The organism is Pseudocitrobacter cyperus, from assembly GCF_039889165.1.
Taxonomy (GTDB): domain Bacteria; phylum Pseudomonadota; class Gammaproteobacteria; order Enterobacterales; family Enterobacteriaceae; genus Pseudocitrobacter; species Pseudocitrobacter cyperus.
The window spans coordinates 31112-49662 of the sequence record NZ_JAYMYY010000006.1 but is presented as its reverse complement, the minus strand read 5'-3'; the positions used below and the strand labels follow the sequence as shown (position 1 = coordinate 49662).

The 18551-nt window shown below is 55.2% G+C and carries 15 protein-coding genes; 8 read left to right on the top strand and 7 right to left on the bottom strand.

What is annotated here, in order from left to right:
- Positions 1-72 precede the first annotated feature (72 nt).
- The gene (locus VSR74_RS18045; protein WP_347795999.1) at positions 73-1284 is read left to right on the top strand and encodes an ROK family protein; all 1212 of its coding nucleotides are present in this window, start codon (positions 73-75) and stop codon (positions 1282-1284) included.
- Here VSR74_RS18045 and hcaR read toward each other — a convergent pair.
- Entirely contained in the window at positions 1276-2160 is an 885-nt protein-coding gene (hcaR, locus tag VSR74_RS18040) for a DNA-binding transcriptional regulator HcaR (RefSeq protein WP_347795998.1), read from the bottom strand. The two genes, VSR74_RS18045 and hcaR, sit on opposite strands and share 9 nt — an antisense overlap.
- 133 nt (positions 2161-2293) lie before the next feature.
- On the opposite strand from hcaR, the gene hcaE reads away from it, so the two are divergent.
- The 6 genes from hcaE to VSR74_RS18010 all read left to right on the top strand — a co-directional run bounded on the left by hcaE (position 2294) and on the right by VSR74_RS18010 (position 7055).
- Entirely contained in the window at positions 2294-3655 is a 1362-nt protein-coding gene (gene hcaE / locus VSR74_RS18035) for a 3-phenylpropionate/cinnamic acid dioxygenase subunit alpha (protein WP_347795997.1), read from the top strand.
- The gene (gene hcaF / locus VSR74_RS18030) at positions 3652-4170 is read left to right on the top strand and encodes a 3-phenylpropionate/cinnamic acid dioxygenase subunit beta (RefSeq protein ID WP_347795996.1); all 519 of its coding nucleotides are present in this window, start codon (positions 3652-3654) and stop codon (positions 4168-4170) included. The genes hcaE and hcaF overlap by 4 nt, the downstream gene beginning before the upstream one ends.
- Positions 4170-4490, top strand: a complete 321-nt coding sequence (hcaC, locus tag VSR74_RS18025) for a 3-phenylpropionate/cinnamic acid dioxygenase ferredoxin subunit (RefSeq protein WP_347795995.1) — start codon at positions 4170-4172, stop codon at positions 4488-4490. Before hcaF ends, hcaC begins: the two co-directional genes overlap by 1 nt.
- Positions 4487-5299 carry a 3-phenylpropionate-dihydrodiol/cinnamic acid-dihydrodiol dehydrogenase gene (hcaB, locus tag VSR74_RS18020; protein WP_347795994.1) on the top strand — a complete coding sequence of 271 codons (813 nt, stop codon included), beginning with the start codon at positions 4487-4489 and terminating at the stop codon, positions 5297-5299. The genes hcaC and hcaB overlap by 4 nt, the downstream gene beginning before the upstream one ends.
- A 9-nt stretch (positions 5300-5308) precedes the next feature.
- The gene (hcaD, locus tag VSR74_RS18015) at positions 5309-6511 is read left to right on the top strand and encodes a phenylpropionate dioxygenase ferredoxin reductase subunit (protein ID WP_347795993.1); all 1203 of its coding nucleotides are present in this window, start codon (positions 5309-5311) and stop codon (positions 6509-6511) included.
- Positions 6512-6632: 121 nt separating this feature from the next.
- Entirely contained in the window at positions 6633-7055 is a 423-nt protein-coding gene (locus VSR74_RS18010; RefSeq protein ID WP_347795992.1) for a DoxX family protein, read from the top strand.
- 63 nt (positions 7056-7118) lie between these two features.
- On the opposite strand, the gene glyA is transcribed toward VSR74_RS18010, so the two are convergent.
- Positions 7119-8372, bottom strand: coding sequence for a serine hydroxymethyltransferase (gene glyA / locus VSR74_RS18005; protein ID WP_347795991.1), 1254 nt, complete (start codon positions 8370-8372; stop codon positions 7119-7121).
- Between the two features lie 315 nt (positions 8373-8687).
- Here glyA and hmpA point away from each other — a divergent pair, with 315 nt between their 5' ends.
- On the top strand, positions 8688-9878 hold the full coding sequence (gene hmpA / locus VSR74_RS18000) for an NO-inducible flavohemoprotein (protein ID WP_347795990.1): 1191 nt from the start codon (positions 8688-8690) through the stop codon (positions 9876-9878).
- A gap of 123 nt (positions 9879-10001) precedes the next feature.
- On the opposite strand, the gene glnB is transcribed toward hmpA, so the two are convergent.
- The 5 genes from glnB to purL all read right to left on the bottom strand — a co-directional run bounded on the left by glnB (position 10002) and on the right by purL (position 18314).
- Positions 10002-10340: a nitrogen regulatory protein P-II gene (gene glnB, locus VSR74_RS17995; protein WP_003860685.1), complete on the bottom strand. Its 339-nt coding sequence runs from the start codon at positions 10338-10340 to the stop codon at positions 10002-10004.
- Between the two features lie 67 nt (positions 10341-10407).
- Complete coding sequence (glrR, locus tag VSR74_RS17990) at positions 10408-11745, bottom strand: two-component system response regulator GlrR (protein ID WP_347795989.1); 1338 nt, start codon at positions 11743-11745, stop codon at positions 10408-10410.
- Positions 11742-12467, bottom strand: coding sequence for a two-component system QseEF-associated lipoprotein QseG (qseG, locus tag VSR74_RS17985; RefSeq protein ID WP_347795988.1), 726 nt, complete (start codon positions 12465-12467; stop codon positions 11742-11744). The genes glrR and qseG overlap by 4 nt, the downstream gene beginning before the upstream one ends.
- Complete coding sequence (qseE, locus tag VSR74_RS17980) at positions 12464-13855, bottom strand: two component system sensor histidine kinase QseE/GlrK (protein ID WP_411914267.1); 1392 nt, start codon at positions 13853-13855, stop codon at positions 12464-12466. Before qseE ends, qseG begins: the two co-directional genes overlap by 4 nt.
- A gap of 571 nt (positions 13856-14426) precedes the next feature.
- Positions 14427-18314, bottom strand: coding sequence for a phosphoribosylformylglycinamidine synthase (gene purL, locus VSR74_RS17975; RefSeq protein ID WP_347795986.1), 3888 nt, complete (start codon positions 18312-18314; stop codon positions 14427-14429).
- Positions 18315-18551: the final 237 nt, after the last annotated feature.

Genomic DNA, 18551 nt, shown 5'->3' with positions numbered 1-18551 from the left:
GTTTATTCTGTACGACTAAAACGGCGTTAAATTGCGCAATGCTCACGCAATACAGTTAAGGGTGTTTAGTGTATGCAACTTTCAGGCTTCAATAATGTTCGAGTGAGGCAGGAAAATAAGCGGGTTTTTCTTGCCTGCTTCTGGCGAGAGAAAATCTTGAGTAAATCTCAGCTTTCTCAAATGACCGGACTGTCTATTCCGGCGGTGAGCAACATTCTTGATGAATTGCTTCAGGAAGGACGAATCGCGCATTCAGTTGAAAGCCTCAGTCAGCGAGGGCTCAGCAGTGGCAGTTACCATCTTCCCGTCGATGGCGACTGGACACTGTGTATGAATATCACCCCCACCAGCATTGAAACATTACTCGCTGATGCCTGCTTAACGCCGCAGGAAGACGTCTCGCATCAGACTATTGCCGCCCCTACGCCGCAGGCTCTTCTGGCAGCTATAGAATCCTGCTGGCGACGTTATCATCAGCGTTATCCGGCCAAAAAAATCAATCTCGCCCTGGCCATTCATGGACAGGTGGATCCCGTTACTGGGGTATCACAGACGATGCCGCAAGCGCCCTGGAAAGAATCGATAGAAATTAAGTATCTTCTTGAAGAAAAACTCCATGTTAAGGTACGTATGGATAACGACTGCGTGATGTTGGCTCTGGCGGAGAAGTGGCAAAATTCTTCACTGCGCGATGATTTTTGCGTTATTAACGTCGATTACGGGATTGGTTCCTCATTCGTCATAAACGGCCAAATCTGGCGCGGCAGTCTCTACGGCAGCGGGCAAATCGGCCACACTATTGTGGATCCTGATGGCATCGCGTGTACCTGTGGGCGTTACGGTTGTCTCGAAACAGTGGCCTCGTTGAACGCTCTCAAAAAGCAGGCTCGCCAGTGGCTGAAACTTCAGCCCGATACTCACCATAGTCCGGAGTCGTTAACGACAGCGGAACTTATTGCTTCGTGGCAACAAGGAAATATACAGATTCAGGCGTGGGTAGAAACTGCCGCCAACGCAATAGGGTTAAGCATTTATAACTTTCTGAATATAATGAATATTAATCAAATCATCTTTTATGGTCGCAGTTGCGCCTTTGGTGAACAGTGGCTGAATACCATTATTCGTCAGACCGGCTTCAACCCATTCGATCGAGGAGAAACATCACAGGCCAGGGCCACGCATATCGGTTTTGGCACGCTATCGCGAGCCCAGCAACTGTTAGGAATTGGCTATCTGTATGCCGAAGACCAGCTCAACACACTTTCGTGGCGACGTTCAGGCTAGTTCACACCGCGTCTTCACAATCTCAATAAAGTCGCGCAGCGCAGGTTTTAGCTCACCTTTTTTCCACGCCATCAGCAGCGCGATGGTCGGCGCATCACCGGCCAGGGGGCGAAACACCACCTGCCCGGTATTAAAGCTCTGCATATAGCCCGGAATAAGGGATACGCCGAGCCCCATGCCAACCAGATTCATCGTGACCAGAATATTGGTCGCCATCTGCACAATTTTTGGCTGACACTGCTGCCCGGTAAGCCATTCATCCACAATGGACGCCAGTGCGCCGGAATAGGCAGGATCGGTACTGATAAAATCGACGCCGTTAAGCTGTTCCGCGCTAATTTTGCGCTCGCGCGCCAGCGGATGGGTCGCGGGCATCACCACCGCCAGTGGTTCATTAAATAGCTCCAGAAACTCAATTTCCGGGTTATAGACCGGGTGGCGCATCAGCCCCACATCCAGCTCGCCGCTGCGCAATTTCTCTTCCTGCTGGGTGGTAATGAGACTGACCAGTTCGATTTGTGTCTCTGGCTGGCGCAACCGCAGCAGCGGCATCACCCTGGGCAACAAATTCACCTCCGCCGAGGGCACAAAACCGATCACCAGATGATTTCCCTGCAGGGCAGCGCTGCGCGCGCGAACTTTCGCCTGTTCGGCCTGAATAAGGATCGCCTGCGCGTCGGTAAGAAAACACTCTCCCGCCGCGGTAAGCGTCACTTTTCTTTTATCCCTTTCCAGTAGAGAAACGCCCACGCACTGTTCCAGATCGCGGATCTGACTGCTTAACGACGGCTGCGAAGTATGCAGTTTTTCCGCCGCGCGCGTGAAATTCAGTTCCTGCGCGACCGCCACAAAGTAGCGAAGGTGTCTCAGTTCCATGCCCTTCTCCCTGTCATAGATAAAACGTATCAGTTGGTAGAAATTAACTATTTCACATAACGACAACCAATTAGCAACATAGTAAAGACACAAAAACCAGAAGGTCAATACCTCTTACCCGCGAGATAACTATATGACCAACAAAACACCTGTAGACATTTACTCTCTCATCGACACCCATAACGGTAGCGTAACCCCACGTATTTACACCGATCCTGACATTTACCAACTGGAGCTTGAGCGTATTTTTGGTCGCTGCTGGCTGTTTCTGGCCCATGAAAGCCAGATACCGAAAGCGGGCGATTTCTTTAACACTTACATGGGCGAAGACGCGGTCGTTGTCGTTCGCCAGAAAGACGGCAGTATCAAAGCCTTTTTGAACCAGTGCCGCCACCGCGCTATGCGCGTGAGCTACGCCGATTGCGGCAACACCAAGGCCTTCACCTGCCCCTATCACGGCTGGTCTTACGGCATTAACGGCGAGCTGATTGATGTCCCGCTGGAGCCGCGCGCCTATCCGCAGGGGTTGTGTAAATCCCATTGGGGCTTAAACGAAGTGCCCTGCGTAGAAAGCTACAAGGGTCTGATTTTTGCCAACTGGGATACCTCCGCCCCGCCGCTGCTGGATTATCTGGGCGACATGAAGTGGTATCTCGACGGCATGCTGGATCGTCGGGAAGGCGGTACTGAAATTGTCGGCGGCGTGCAGAAATGGGTAATCAACTGCAACTGGAAATTCCCGGCAGAGCAGTTCGCCAGCGACCAGTATCACGCCCTCTTCAGCCACGCCTCCGCCGTACAGGTGCTGGGCGCGAAAGATGATGACAGCTCGAAGCACCTTGGCGATGGGCAAACCGCACGCCCGGTGTGGGAAACCGCTAAAGACGCGCTCCAGTTCGGCCAGGACGGGCACGGCAGCGGCTTCTTCTTTACCGAAAAACCGGACGCCAATGTGTGGGTGGATGGCGCAGTCTCCAGCTATTACCGCGAAACGTATGAAGAGGCGGAGCAACGGCTGGGCAAAGTACGCGCCCTGCGTCTCGCCGGCCATAACAACATTTTCCCGACGCTTTCCTGGTTGAACGGTACCGCCACACTGCGCGTCTGGCACCCCCGCGGCCCGGATCAGGTTGAAGTATGGGCTTTCTGCATTACCGATAAAGCCGCCTCTGATGAGGTGAAAGCGGCCTTTGAAAACAGCGCCACCCGCGCCTTCGGCCCGGCGGGCTTCCTGGAGCAAGATGACTCGGAAAACTGGTGCGAGATCCAGAAACTGCTGAAAGGCAACAAAGCGCGTAACAGTCAGCTTTGCCTGCAAATGGGGCTCGGCCAGGAAAAACGTCGCGAAGACGGCATTCCGGGTATTACCAACTACATCTTCTCGGAAACCGCCGCGCGCGGGATGTATCAGCGCTGGGCCGATCTCCTCGCCAGTGAAAGCTGGCAGGAAGTGGATGAGAAAACCGCCGCATACCAGCAGGAGGTGATGAAATGAGCAACCCTGTCTCTTTAGAACTGCATCATCGCATCGCCCAGTTTCTCTATCTGGAAGCCTCACTACTCGACGACTGGCGTTTCCGCGACTGGCTGGATCAGCTTGATGAAGAGATCGTCTACACCATGCGCACCACGGTAAACGCGCAAACCCGCGATCGTCGAAAAGGCAAACAGCCGCCGACCACCTGGATCTTTAACGACAACAAAGATCAGCTTGAGCGCCGGATAGCCCGTCTGGAAACCGGAATGGCGTGGGCGGAAGAACCGCCGTCGCGCACGCGTCACATGATAAGCAATATCCAGGTGAGTGAAACAGATCAGCCGAATGTGTTTGCCGTGCGAGTCAATTATCTGCTTTATCGCGCGCAAAAAGAGCGTGATGAAACCTTTTACATCGGAACGCGCTTTGACAAAGTGCGCCGCCTGGATGGCGAACAGTGGCGTCTGCTGGCACGTGAGATCGTGCTCGATCAGGCGGTGATCACCTCCCACAACCTGAGTGTATTGTTCTGATGAGCCGTGTATTAGCCTGCTCCACTGCGGAGCTACCGGAGGGGGAAGCCCTCCGTCTGGAAACCTCTCCCGTCATCGCCCTGTTCAACGTCGGCGGTGAGTTTTATGCCATCAACGACCGTTGCAGCCACGGCAACGCGTCGATGTCCGAAGGGTATCTGGAAGATGATGCCACCGTGGAGTGCCCGCTGCACGCCGCCAGTTTCTGCCTGAAAACCGGTAAAGCGATGTGCCTGCCTGCCACCGACCCGATTGCCACCTACCCGGTATTTGTAGAAGGCGACGACGTGTATGTCGACATCCCGGAGGAGGCATCATGAGCGATTTGAAAGATGAAGTGATATTTATCACCGGGGGCGGCTCCGGCCTGGGTCTGGCGCTGGTCGAGCGCTTTATTGAAGAGGGCGCGAAAGTCGCCACACTCGAACTGTCGGGCGCCAAAGTCGCCAGCCTGCGCCAGCGTTTTGGCGAACATGTGCTGGCGGTCGAGGGTAACGTCACCTGCTACGCCGATTACCAGCGCGCGGTTGATCAGATACTGACACAGTTTGGCAAGCTGGACTGTTTTATTGGCAACGCAGGGATTTGGGATCACAACGCCTCGCTGGTGAATACCTCCGCCGATGCGCTGGAGAGCGGTTTCCACGAGCTGTTTAACGTCAACGTGCTCGGTTATCTGCTGGGCGCGAAAGCCTGCGCGCAGGCGCTGATCGCAAGCTCTGGCAGCATCATTTTCACGCTCTCTAACGCCGCCTGGTATCCAGGCGGCGGCGGCCCGCTGTATACCGCCAGTAAACATGCGGCGACAGGGTTAATTCGCCAGTTGGCCTATGAACTGGCGCCGAAAGTGCGCGTCAACGGCGTTGGGCCGTGCGGCATGGCCAGCGACCTGCGCGGGCCACAGGCGCTGGGGCAAAGCGACACCTCAATTATGCAGTCGCTGACGCCGGAAAAAATCGCCGCCATTCTACCGCTACAGTTCTTCCCCGACCCGGCAGATTTTACCGGGCCCTACGTGATGCTGGCGTCACGACGCAATAATCGGGCGCTGAGCGGCGTAATGATTAATGCCGATGCGGGTCTTGCCATCCGCGGCATCCGCCACGTTGCTGCTGGTCTGGATTTATAAGGAGCCACCATGAACGATGAAATCATTGCCATTATTGGCGGCGGTCAGGCGGCGGCGATGGCGGCAGCCTCTTTGCGCCAGCAGGGTTTTAGCGGTGAATTACACCTTTTCTCAGACGAGCAATATTTGCCCTATGAGCGTCCGCCGCTGTCGAAAGCAATGCTTCTGGACGACAATCCGCAGCTTCAGCCGGTGCTTGCCGCCGGGTGGTGGCAGGCAAACAATGTGCAGTTGCATCTCGGTGTAACGATTCGCCGGATTGATCGGCAGGCAAAAATGGTCGTGCTGGCAGACGGACAGACCTATCGCTGGACGAAGCTACTGATAGCCACCGGCGCGGCGGCGCGTCCACTGCCCATGCTTGATGCGCTGGGGGAACGCTGCTTCACCCTGCGTCATGCGCTCGATGCTGAACGCTTGCGCCCGGTGCTGGAAACGGGGAAATCACTGGTGATAGTTGGCGCAGGAACGATTGGCCTTGAGCTGGCAGCCAGCGCGACCCAGCGCGGTTGCCTGGTTACTGTCGTCGAACTCGCGCCGACAGTGATGGGCCGCAATGCGCCGCCGCCGGTGCGTGACTATCTCATCCGCCGCCACCAACAGGCTGGTGTTCGCCTGCGGCTAAACAACGCCATTGAGCATATTGACTCAGGCGACGACCTTCGGTTGACGCTACACAATGGCGAGCAGCTTTCAGCCGATGCGGTGATCTACGGTATCGGCATTGTGGCGAACGATGCTCTCGCCCGCGAGGCCGGGCTGGAAACCGCTAACGGTATCGTGGTGGATGCGCGCTGTGCTACCGCTGACCCGGCGATATTTGCCGCCGGTGATGTGGCGATAACTCGTCTGCCTGACGGTTCACTGCATCGCATTGAAAGCTGGGAAAACGCTAACGTTCAGGCGCAAATCGCCGTTGCTGCGATGCTTGAACAACCCCTTCCCGTCGCCGCGCCAGGCTGGTTCTGGACAGATCAGTTCAGCGATAATCTGCAATTTGTCGGTGAGATGCAGGGCGAAAACTGGATCTATCGCGGCAATCCGGACGCGGGAAAAGCGATATGGTGCCAGTTGCGCGACGGGGTGTTGACTGGAGCCGTAGCGCTAAATCAGGGGCGTGAAGTGCGCGTGTTGCGTAAACTGATCCAGTCGGGCAAACCGCTTGCCGTTGATGCGCTGACCGATGAGAGCATGGCGCTTAAATCGCTGTAAGTCAGAAAAAGGTCGCGCTGGCGACCTTTTCAGCGATCGGTAAACATAACGGCGCATCGCGTGGCAGAGAGTCACATTGTGTATTACGTTTTAAGAACACGTCTTAACACAATGGAAGACTATGAACACACTACGTTATTTCGACTTTGGCACATCACGTTCGCTGATACTGCTGATCGCGCGCATCGCTCTCGTTTTGCTGTTTATTATTTTCGGTTATCCGAAAATGCTGGGCTTCGACGGCACGGTTCAGTATATGGCGTCCTCGGGCGCGCCAGTGCCAACCCTGTCGGCGATTATCGCCATCATTATGGAAGTGCCAGTCGCCATTCTGATTGTACTGGGCTTCTTCACGCGTCCGCTGGCGGTTATCTTCGTTTTCTATACGCTGGGTACGGCGGTGATTGGCCACCATTACTGGGATATGACCGGCGATGCAGTGGTGCCAAACATGATTAACTTTTATAAAAACGTCAGTATTGCAGGCGGGTTCCTGCTGCTGGCGATTACCGGGCCGGGCGCGATTTCGTTAGATCGCCGTTGATAAAAAACCTGATGACACAAAAAAGGCCGCTTGCGCGGCCTTTTGTCGTTCGGCAAAACAGAATTATGCGTAAACCGGGAAGCGTGCGCAGATTTCCAGAACTTTACCTTTGATGCGCTCGATAACCGCTTCATCATTGATATTATCCAGAACGTCACACATCCAGCCAGCCAGCTCTTTTACTTCCGCTTCTTTAAAACCGCGACGCGTTACAGCCGGAGAACCGATACGGATACCGGAAGTCACGAACGGGCTCTTCGGATCGTTTGGCACGCTGTTTTTGTTGACGGTGATGTTAGCGCGGCCGAGGGCAGCATCAGCTTCTTTACCGGTCAGGTTTTTGTCGACCAGATCCAGCAGGAACAGGTGGTTTTCAGTACCGCCGGAAACCACTTTGTAACCACGGTTCAGGAACACTTCCACCATCGCTTTGGCGTTTTTGGCAACCTGCTGCTGATAAACTTTAAATTCCGGCTCCATCGCTTCTTTCAGTGCGACCGCTTTACCGGCGATAACGTGCATCAGTGGGCCACCCTGTGCGCTTGGGAAAACGGCAGAGTTCAGTTTTTTGTACAGTTCTTCACTACCGCCTTTCGCCAGAATCAGGCCGCCACGCGGGCCCGCCAGGGTTTTGTGGGTGGTGGTGGTGACAACGTGCGCATGCGGAACCGGGTTCGGATAAACGCCAGCGGCAATCAGACCCGCAACGTGAGCCATATCGACGAACAGGTATGCGCCGATGCTGTCAGCGATTTCACGCATTTTTGCCCAGTCAACGATGCCGGAGTAAGCAGAGAAGCCACCGATGATCATCTTCGGTTTGTGCTCTTTAGCCTGCTTCGCCATGTCTTCGTAGTCAATTTTACCGGACTCATCAATGCCGTAAGGGATGATGTTATACAGTTTACCGGAGAAGTTGACCGGGGAGCCGTGAGTCAGGTGGCCGCCCTGCGCCAGGTTCATACCGAGAACGGTATCGCCCGGCTGCAGCAGTGCAGTGTAGACCGCGAAGTTAGCCTGAGAACCAGAGTGCGGCTGAACGTTAGCGTAGTCTGCGCCAAACAACTCTTTCGCGCGGTCGATAGCCAGTTGTTCTACGATATCCACATATTCGCAACCACCGTAGTAGCGTTTGCCCGGATAACCTTCAGCATATTTGTTGGTGAGCTGAGACCCCTGAGCCTGCATGACGCGCGGGCTGGTGTAGTTTTCGGAGGCGATCAGTTCGATGTGCTCTTCCTGACGTACTTTTTCCTGCTCCATAGCCTGCCACAGTTCGGCATCATAATCGGCAATGTTCATTTCACGCTTTAACATCCGCATCTCCTGACTCAGCTAACAGTAAATTTTTTAAGCCCTGATGGACAACGGCCAACAGTATAACTGATTAGTTCTGCGATAACAGGTCTTGACAAACGATTTTACGCAAACGATTACCTTCATGCTACACAAGGGATTGAGGAATAAAGACTCGCCAAATTTCAACGGATATCTTTTCAGGTTTGTGATGCAAATTTTTCACGTTGTAACTAACGTGACGCATTGTTACAAAGAACCATTTACAAAGCAGGGTTATTTTCATAAGATGCATTAAAGATGCAACAATAAATAATTTAAAAAAGGAAACCTGCCATGCTTGATGCTCAAACCATTGCCACCGTAAAAGCCACCATCCCCCTGCTGGTTGAAACGGGCCCCAAACTCACCGCCCACTTTTACGACCGGATGTTTATCCATAACCCGGAACTGAAAGAGATTTTCAATATGAGCAACCAGCGCAACGGCGACCAGCGTGAAGCCCTGTTCAATGCCATTGCCGCCTACGCCAGCAATATTGAAAACCTGCCAGCCCTGCTCCCGGCGGTGGAGAAAATCGCCCAGAAACACACCAGCTTCCAGATCAAACCGGAACAGTACAACATTGTGGGTGAGCACCTGCTGGCAACGCTGGATGAGATGTTCAGCCCGGGTCAGGAAGTGCTGGACGCATGGGGTAAAGCCTACGGCGTGCTGGCGGGGGTATTTATCAACCGTGAAGCAGAAATCTACCAGCAGAATGCGAATAAAACCGGCGGCTGGGAAGGCACACGCCCGTTCCGCATCGTGGCAAAAACGCCGCGTAGCGCGCTCATCACCAGCTTTGAATTTGAACCGGTGGACGGCGGCGCGGTAGCGGATTATCAGCCGGGCCAGTATCTGGCCGTGTGGCTGAAACCGGAAGGTTTCCCGCATCAGGAAATTCGTCAGTACTCCCTCACCCGCAAAGCGGATGGTAAAGGTTATCGCATTGCGGTGAAACGCGAAGACGGTGGTCAGGTATCAAGCTGGCTGCACAACTCCGCGAATGTCGGCGATGTGGTGCATCTGGCGGCACCGGCGGGCGATTTCTTTATGTCCGTGGAAAATAACACACCGGTGACGCTGATTTCCGCAGGCGTCGGTCAAACGCCAATGCTGGCGATGCTCGATACGCTGGCGAAATCCAGCCATACCGCGCAGGTGAACTGGTACCACGCGGCGGAAAACGGCGACGTGCATGCCTTTGCTGATGAAGTGAGAACCCTGGGCGCCAGCCTGCCGCGCTTTACGGCGCATACCTGGTATCGCCAGCCGACCGACGCAGATCGTCAGGCGGCAGCATTTAACAGCGAAGGATTGATGGATTTAAGCGCGATGGAAGGGGCGTTCAGCGACCCGGAGATGCAGTTTTATCTCTGTGGCCCGGTAGGGTTTATGCAGTTTGCCGCGAAGCAGTTGGTTGAGCTGGGCGTGAAGCAGGAGAGCATTCATTACGAGTGCTTCGGGCCGCATAAGGTGCTGTGATTTACAGCACCCTCACCTTCCCCCTCTCCCTCAGGGAGAGGGGGAAGGTTCGTGCAAACACAACCCTCTGCGCTGTTTTCTCCCTCTCCCTGTGGGAGAGGGCGGGGTGAGGGAGTCGCGGCGTTAAATCGCCGCGTCGTCCTCTTCACCGGTACGAATACGGATCACGCGCGCCACATCAAAGACGAAGATTTTGCCGTCGCCAATTTTGCCCGTTTGCGCTGTGCGGATAATCGTATCCACGCAGGTATCGACGATATCGTCGCTAACCACGATTTCAATTTTGACTTTCGGCAGGAAGTCCACCATGTATTCCGCACCGCGATAGAGCTCGGTGTGGCCTTTCTGACGCCCAAAGCCTTTCACTTCCGTTACGGTCATGCCGGTAATACCGACTTCCGCCAGTGCTTCACGTACATCATCCAGTTTGAAGGGTTTAATAATCGCATCAATTTTTTTCATGGTGTTCCTGTTTTTCAGTCGCGTAACCGGTTGCTCACCGTATCATAAATCACGCAAAAGTACGGTGCTACTCTTTAAAATCATTTGCGTCCAGTTCATGGCGTGAGAGCAGCTTGTAAAACTCCGTGCGGTTACGCCCCGCCATTCTCGCAGCATGCGTTACATTACCTTTAGTGATTTGCAACAGTTTGCGCAGATAGTTGAGTTCAAACTGGTTACGCGCCTCGACAAAGGTGGGCAGCGCCGTGTTTTCACCTTCCAGCGCCTGATCGACCAGCGCGTCGCTGATCACCGGCGACGAAGTCAGCGCCACGCATTGTTCAATCACGTTCACTAACTGGCGCACGTTCCCCGGCCAGTTAGCCGCCATCAGTCGTTTCATCGCATCGGTGGAGAATGCGCGCACGAACGGTTTATGACGGTCGGCGGACTGACGTAGCAGATGATTCGCCAGCAGAGGGATATCTTCCGTGCGCTCAGCAAGCGTCGGCAGCTTGAGGTTGACGACATTGAGACGGTAGAAGAGATCCTCACGAAACTCGCCCTTTGCCATCGCTTTTGGCAGGTCGCGGTGGGTGGCGGAGATAATACGGACGTTAATTTCCAGATCCCGGTTACTGCCCAGCGGGCGCACTTTACGCTCCTGTAACACGCGCAATAATTTGACCTGTAGCGGCGCGGGCATATCGCCAATTTCATCAAGGAACAGCGTGCCGCCTTCCGCCGCCTGGAATAACCCTTCGCGATTGCTCACCGCGCCGGTAAAGGCTCCGCGCGCATGGCCGAAGAGTTCCGACTCCAGCAGTTGTTCCGGCAGTGCGCCGCAGTTGATGGCGACAAACGGTTTGCCGCTGCGCGGGCTGGCATTGTGAATCGCCTGCGCCAGAATCTCTTTCCCGGTTCCGCTCTGGCCGTTAATCAGCACGCTGACGTCGGATTGCGCCACCATCTGCGCCTGTTCCAGCAGCCGGAGCATAATGGGGCTACGGGTGACGATAGACTCCCGCCAGCGTTCATCAACCGCTGGTGAAGAGCGCTCCAGCGCCTCATCAATGGCTTTGTAGAGCGCGTCTTTGTCGACCGGTTTGGTCAGAAAACTAAACACGCCCTGTTGGGTGGCGGCCACGGCATCCGGAATCGAGCCATGGGCGGTGAGAATAATAACCGGCATTCCCGGCTGTACTTTCTGGATTTCAGAGAAGAGCTGTAAGCCATCCATCTCATCCATGCGCAGGTCGCTGATGACCAGATCGATACGCTCTTTCGCCAGCACACGCAGCCCCTGCAGCCCACTTTCTGCGGTATCCACCTGATAGCCTTCGCTGGTCAAACGCATTCCCAGTAGTTTCAGCAGCCCCGGATCGTCATCCACCAGCAATAGCCGTGCGGTTTTCCGTGGGGTCATGGTTTATCCTCCGTGTCGGCTGGCGCATCCGTACCGTGAGAACCATCCGCATTAATACCCGGCGATGGTTTGCGGCTGTAAAGCTGGCGCTCAATATCCGTCAGATTTTGCAGTTTGCGGGTGGTCAGTTCGAGTTCACTTTTCAGCGCCTGCTGCTGCTGACGCAGTTCGTCCAGCGCAACATCGCTCGATTCCTGTAGCTTGCTGTAGCGTGTGCGCTCGTCGGTGAGTTTTAACTGCAACATCTGATTGTCACGCCACACCTGATAGAGCGGACGAATACGCGAGGGAATTTGCGCACTTCGCATATCCAGACGCGAAACAATAAGCTGACGTTCAGACGGCGTGATTTTGGCATTCGCCAGTAATACGCCGCGTTTGAAGGCATCTGACCAGCTTTCATCACCCAGTTGATTCGCCAGCGCCCGCGCCTGTGCAGGCGAAAGGCGATCGGCGCAGTCCATACCGCGCAGCCAGTAAAGCGGGTTGTTCTCGGCCACTGCGCCCTGCAAAGACCAGAGATCGTCACAGGTTGTGGAGAGATAATCAGCGACCTGTTCATGAGGAATTTTCTCGTCGCTGAGGCCGCCAATATGCGGCGTCAGGCCAGAGCTACAGCCGACGAGCGCCAGACAGGAGAGACCCGACAGCCAGAAGCGACGGACGCCCTGTACGACACGCGTACTAAAGAAGTGGGACATATGCACCCGATATGTAGTCATGTGGTTGTTTTATCCGGCCCGGGGATGGGGAGTTCGATACGAAAACAGATATCGCCCGCACTATCGTCAATAAGATGAAGCTCACCGTGCATCTTGCGCACACAATCACGGGCGATACTCAACCCCAGACCACTGCCCTTCACTGCCCCTTTTCGCTGGCGACTGCCCTGGAAAAAGGGTTCAAAAATCATTGCTTTCTCAGCATCGGGGATCGGCGTCCCCGTGTTTGCCACATCAATCGCTATTCGTCCGTGCGATTGCTGGCTACGGATATAAATGTTACCGGATTCAGTACCATAGTGCACCGCATTGGAGTAGAGATTATCCAGCGCACTCATCAATAACGTCGGCTCCGCCAGGCATGCTGGCGCATCGAGCGATATCCGGGTATGCATCATTTTAGCCCTTGCAGGCAAACTGTGCGCCGAAACAACAGCTTCCACCAGCGGAGCCAGTTCGACAGTGTCCATCGAAACGGCGCCGTCGCTCAGTTTTCGGTTGTAATCGAGCAACTGTTCAATCAGCTTTTGCAGGTTACGGCTGCTCTCATCCAGGATATCCACCACCTCTTTTTGCTCGGGCGTGAGTGGGCCAACCACCTGATCGACCAGCAGTTCGGTTCCTTCCCGCATACTGGCGAGAGGCGTTTTCAGTTCATGAGAGAGATGGCGCAGAAACTGGTGGCGCTGCGACTCCAGCCATGACAGGCGATCGCTCAGCCAGACGATGCGCTGACCCACTGAGCGCAGTTCACGTGGGCCACGGAAAGTGACGCCCTCCTGCAGCGACTCCCCCTCGCCCAGGCGGTTGATCATACTCTCAATGGCTTTTACCGGGCCGATAATCATGCGAGTAAAAAGCAACACCATCGCCAGGCTGACAAGGAACAGCACCAGCGCCTGCCAGCCAAAGAATTGTCCGCGCTCGGCAATCTCCTGCTGTAACTGCTGACCACGCGAGAAGACAACGGTACGCGTCGCCTGCACCATTTCAGTATTCGCGCTGGCGAAAGCCTCCAGCTTTGTGGCTGCCACTTTTTCCGGGCCGCTATTCTGGCACTGAAGCTGAGCCAGGTCGTTGAGATCCTGACGCAGAGCCTGATAGAGCTTTTCATCCGGCATGACGCCTGCGTGCGCGTCGAGCATATCGCTGTAGCGTTTGCGTTGATTCTGGTAGACGCGAGCCAGAGTTGGGTTATCCAGCACGCAATACTGGCGATAGCTACGCTCCATCTCCAGAGCAATGTTGGTCATCGCTTCGCTACGGCGAGCGTCAATCAGGGTGGTGCGGTTCGTTTTTTCCGCCTGGGCGCTGAGGATGTTCAGGCTTTGCCACGCCTGCCAGGCCAGCACCAGCAACGGCAGCAGAATCAACAAGAAGGCCAGCATGACCAACTGTCGCAGCGAACGGGGAGAAAGAGAAACGCGTTTCACAAGGAGTTCCCAAAAAATCAACCTGCAAGGATGCTAACTGAGGAAGTGACGCGGGGAAAGGCAGAAATGATAAAGCCGGGTCGAAACCCGGCTTTATTCTGGAATAAGGCGGTGCCTAACTCAACGTTTCGCCCGATGGTTGATATACAAAGATATCAGAAGCTGGACGGCAGGCACCTTGTTGTGCGTCATTCGAAGTTTATGTAGCACGTCCCGAAGGGGCTGACATAAGAGGGTGAATGAGCCACTGATTATATTAATGCAGGATGTGTGCCAACATCTAAAGAAACATGATAACACCATGATATTTAAAGGTTATATACAAATTATCAATCATTTATAAAATGATTACTTTTTGCACTTTGCGTCGCTAATTAGCAACACTTTATACAACACTAATTAAAGTACACTAAAATCAATATGTTAAATGTCGCCTTTTGGAGACAGCATTAATCATCATTGTCTGTAATTCCCGACACTTAACATCGTCATCCCATAAAAAAGGCCGCTTACGCGGCCTTTTTACTTAACCTAACTGCTTACGCGCATTGCGGAAGATGCGCATCCACGGCCCATCCTCGCCCCAGTTTTCCGGGTGCCAGGAGTTTGCCACGGTACGGAAGACACGTTCCGGGTGTGGCATCATAATGGTGACGCGACCACTTTCGTTGGTCACTGCGGTGATCCCGTTCGGAGAACCGTTCGGGTTCGCCGGATAGGTTTCCGTCACCTTGCCGAAGTTATCGACATAACGCAGCGCCACCAGGCCTTTGCTTTCAAGCGCTGCCAGGTGCGCGGCATCGCGAACCTCTACGTGACCTTCACCGTGGGAAACAGCAATCGGCATCTGCGAACCGACCATGCCCTGCAACAGCAGAGACGGGCTTTGGGTCACTTCCACCAGGCTGAAACGCGCTTCGAAGCGATCGGAAGTATTACGCACAAAGCGCGGCCACAAGTCGCTGCCCGGGATCAGTTCGCGCAGGTTAGACATCATCTGGCAACCGTTACATACGCCCAGCGCCAAGGTCTGCGGACGATGGAAGAAAGTTTCGAACTCTTCACGCACGCGGTCGTTGAACAGGATGGACTTCGCCCAGCCCTCACCCGCGCCCAGCACGTCGCCGTAAGAGAAGCCGCCACAGGCCACCAGCGCATCAAAACGCGCCAGCCCGGTACGCCCGGCTAACAGGTCGCTCATATGTACGTCGATAGCATCGAAGCCCGCCCGCTGGAACGCTGCTGCCATTTCTACGTGGGAGTTGACGCCCTGCTCACGCAGTACCGCCACCTGCGGACGCGCGCCTTTCGCAATATAGGGCGCGGCGATATCTTCGCTGATATCAAAGGTTAACTTCACATTCAGGCCAGGATCGTTATCGTTGGCTTTCGCGTGATGCTCCTGATCTGCGCTTTCCGGGTTATCGCGCAGACGCTGCATCTGCCAGGTGGTTTCCGCCCACCACATACGTAGCGTAGTGCGGCTTTCGCTAAAGACCGGCTGGCCGCTGGCGGTGAGCACAAAGCGGTCACCCGCGACGGCCTGACCCAGATAATGTACACAATCGCCGAGGCCGTGTTTTGCCAGCAGCGCTTCAACCGCCTCACGATCAGCCGCGCGAACCTGAATTACCGCCCCCAGTTCTTCGCTGAACAGCGCAGCCAATCGGTCGTCGCCCAGCGCGGCGATATCCGCCTCAACGCCGCAGTGGCCGGCAAAGGCCATTTCCGCCAACGTCACCAGCAGGCCGCCGTCGGAACGGTCGTGATACGCCAGCAGTTTACGTTCTGCCACCAGCGCCTGAATGGCGTCGTAGAAGCCTTTCAGTTGCGCGACATCACGCACGTCAGCCGGTTTGTCGCCCAGTTGACGATAAACCTGCGCCAGGGCAGTGGCGCCCAGCGCGTTATGACCCTTACCGAGGTCAATCAGCAACAGCGCATTATCTTCCGTAGAAAGCTGCGGCGTAATGGTATGACGCACATCTTCCACGCGGGCAAACGCAGAAATCACCAGCGATAGCGGCGAAGTCATTTCGCGCTGTTCGTTACCTTCCTGCCAGCGGGTTTTCATCGACATGGAGTCTTTACCCACCGGAATCGTCAGCCCCAGCGCCGGGCAAAGTTCTTCACCCACCGCTTTCACCGCTTCATACAGGCCAGCGTCTTCGCCAGGGTGGCCTGCCGCAGACATCCAGTTCGCCGACAGTTTGATGTGTTTGATATTGCCAATTTGCGTCGCCGCAATGTTGGTCAGCGCTTCACCGACTGCCAGACGGGCAGACGCCGCGAAGTCGAGCAACGCAACCGGAGAACGTTCACCAATCGCCATCGCTTCACCGTAATAGCTATCGAGGCTGGCGGTAGTGACCGCACAGTTAGCCACCGGGATCTGCCACGGGCCGACCATCTGATCGCGCGCCACCATGCCGGTGACGGTACGGTCGCCAATGGTGACGAGGAAGGTTTTTTCCGCCACAGACGGCAGGTGCAGAACGCGGTTAACCGCATCGGCAATCGTAATGCCTTCGCGAACCAGCGCGTCGCCTTTGGCTTTCAGCGTGGTGACGTCACGGGTCATCTTCGGCGTTTTGCCCAACAGCACGTCCAGCGGCAGGTCGATTGGCTGATTGTCGAAGTGCTTGTCATTCAGGCTGAGGTGCAGTTCTTCTGTCGCTTCACCAATGACCGCATATGGCGCGCGCTCGCGCTTACAGAGTTCATCAAACAGCGGCATCTGCTCAGGCGACACCGCCAGCACGTAACGTTCCTGCGATTCGTTACACCAGATTTCCAGCGGGCTCATGCCTGGCTCGTCGCTCAGGATATCGCGCAGTTCGAATTTACCACCGCGTCCGCCGTCACTCACCAGCTCTGGCATGGCGTTAGACAGGCCGCCCGCGCCGACGTCATGGATAAACAGAATCGGGTTCGCATCGCCCAACTGCCAGCAACGGTCGATAACCTCCTGGCAACGACGTTCCATTTCCGGGTTGTCACGCTGGACGGACGCGAAATCGAGATCCGCGTCAGACTGACCGGAGGCCATGGAAGAGGCAGCGCCGCCGCCAAGGCCGATATTCATCGCCGGGCCGCCGAGGACGACCAGCTTTGCACCGACGGTGATCTCGCCTTTCTGTACGTGATCGGCACGGATGTTGCCGATCCCGCCTGCCAGCATGATCGGTTTGTGATAGCCGCGCAGCTCCTCGCCGTTGTGGCTGTTCACTTTCTCTTCATAGGTACGGAAGTAGCCGTTCAGCGCCGGACGACCAAATTCGTTGTTAAACGCCGCGCCGCCCAGCGGGCCATCGGTCATGATGTCCAGCGCGGTAACAATGCGTTCCGGCTTGCCGAAGTCTTCTTCCCACGGCTGTTCAAAGCCCGGGATACGCAGGTTAGATACGGAGAAACCGACCAGACCAGCCTTCGGTTTTGCACCGCGCCCGGTAGCGCCTTCATCACGAATTTCACCACCGGAACCGGTTGCCGCGCCCGGCCACGGAGAAATCGCCGTCGGGTGGTTGTGGGTTTCCACCTTCATCAGGATGTGCGCAGGCTCCTGGTGGAAATCGTAGCGACCCGTTTCGTGGTCAGCAAAATAACGCCCCACTTCAGAGCCTTCCATCACCGCCGCGTTATCTTTATAGGCAGACAACACGTGATCCGGCGTGGTTTCAAAGGTGTTTTTGATCATCTTGAACAGCGACTTCGGCTGCTGTTCACCGTCGATAATCCAGTCGGCGTTGAAAATTTTGTGTCGGCAGTGCTCAGAGTTAGCCTGCGCGAACATATAGAGTTCGATATCGTTCGGGTTGCGCCCAAGTTTAGTGAAGGCATCCTGCAGATAGTCGATTTCATCATCCGCCAGCGCCAGCCCCAGACGCAGGTTGGCGTCGATGAGCGCCTGACGCCCCTGCCCCAGCAGGTCGACGCTGGAAACGGGAGCCGGTTGATGATGAGCAAACAGTTTTTCCGCATCCTGCAGTGAGTCGAAGACGCTCTCCATCATGCGATCGTGCAGCTCCGCCGCCACTTCACGCCACTGCTCCGCCGTCAACGTAGAGGCTTCCACATACCAGGCCACACCGCGCTCCAGGCGCAGGATCTGTTGCAGGCCGCAATTGTGGGCGATGTCGGTTGCTTTTGAAGACCAGGGGGAGATGGTACCAGGGCGGGGAGTCACGAGCAGCAGTTTACCGGATGGCGTATGGCTGCTGAGGCTCGGGCCATACTTTAACAGACGTTCAAGTCGGGCTCGCTCTTCGTCGTGAAGCGGAGCATCCAGATCGGCAAAATGGACATACTCAGCGTAAATATTGCTTACCGGGAGGTTGGCTGCCTGAAAACGCGTCAGCAGTTTGTTAATACGAAATGCAGACAGTGCAGGCGAACCACGCAGAATTTCCATCATAAGTCTCTCGTCTTCTAAGCTTTCAGTGTGCGCAAGGGGGGAAAACGGGCGTTATTATAGAGAATCCTGCGCGCTGACGAAACCGTTTGCGTGGAAATAAAATCACTTCCTTTTTTTATCAATAGATGTGACGAATATCTCTAATTAGTTGCCAACTGGCGCAATCTTACGCAAAATGCCGCTCATTCTGTAACAAACCATAGTCTTATTATGGTCACTGGAAACAGTGGCTCTGTC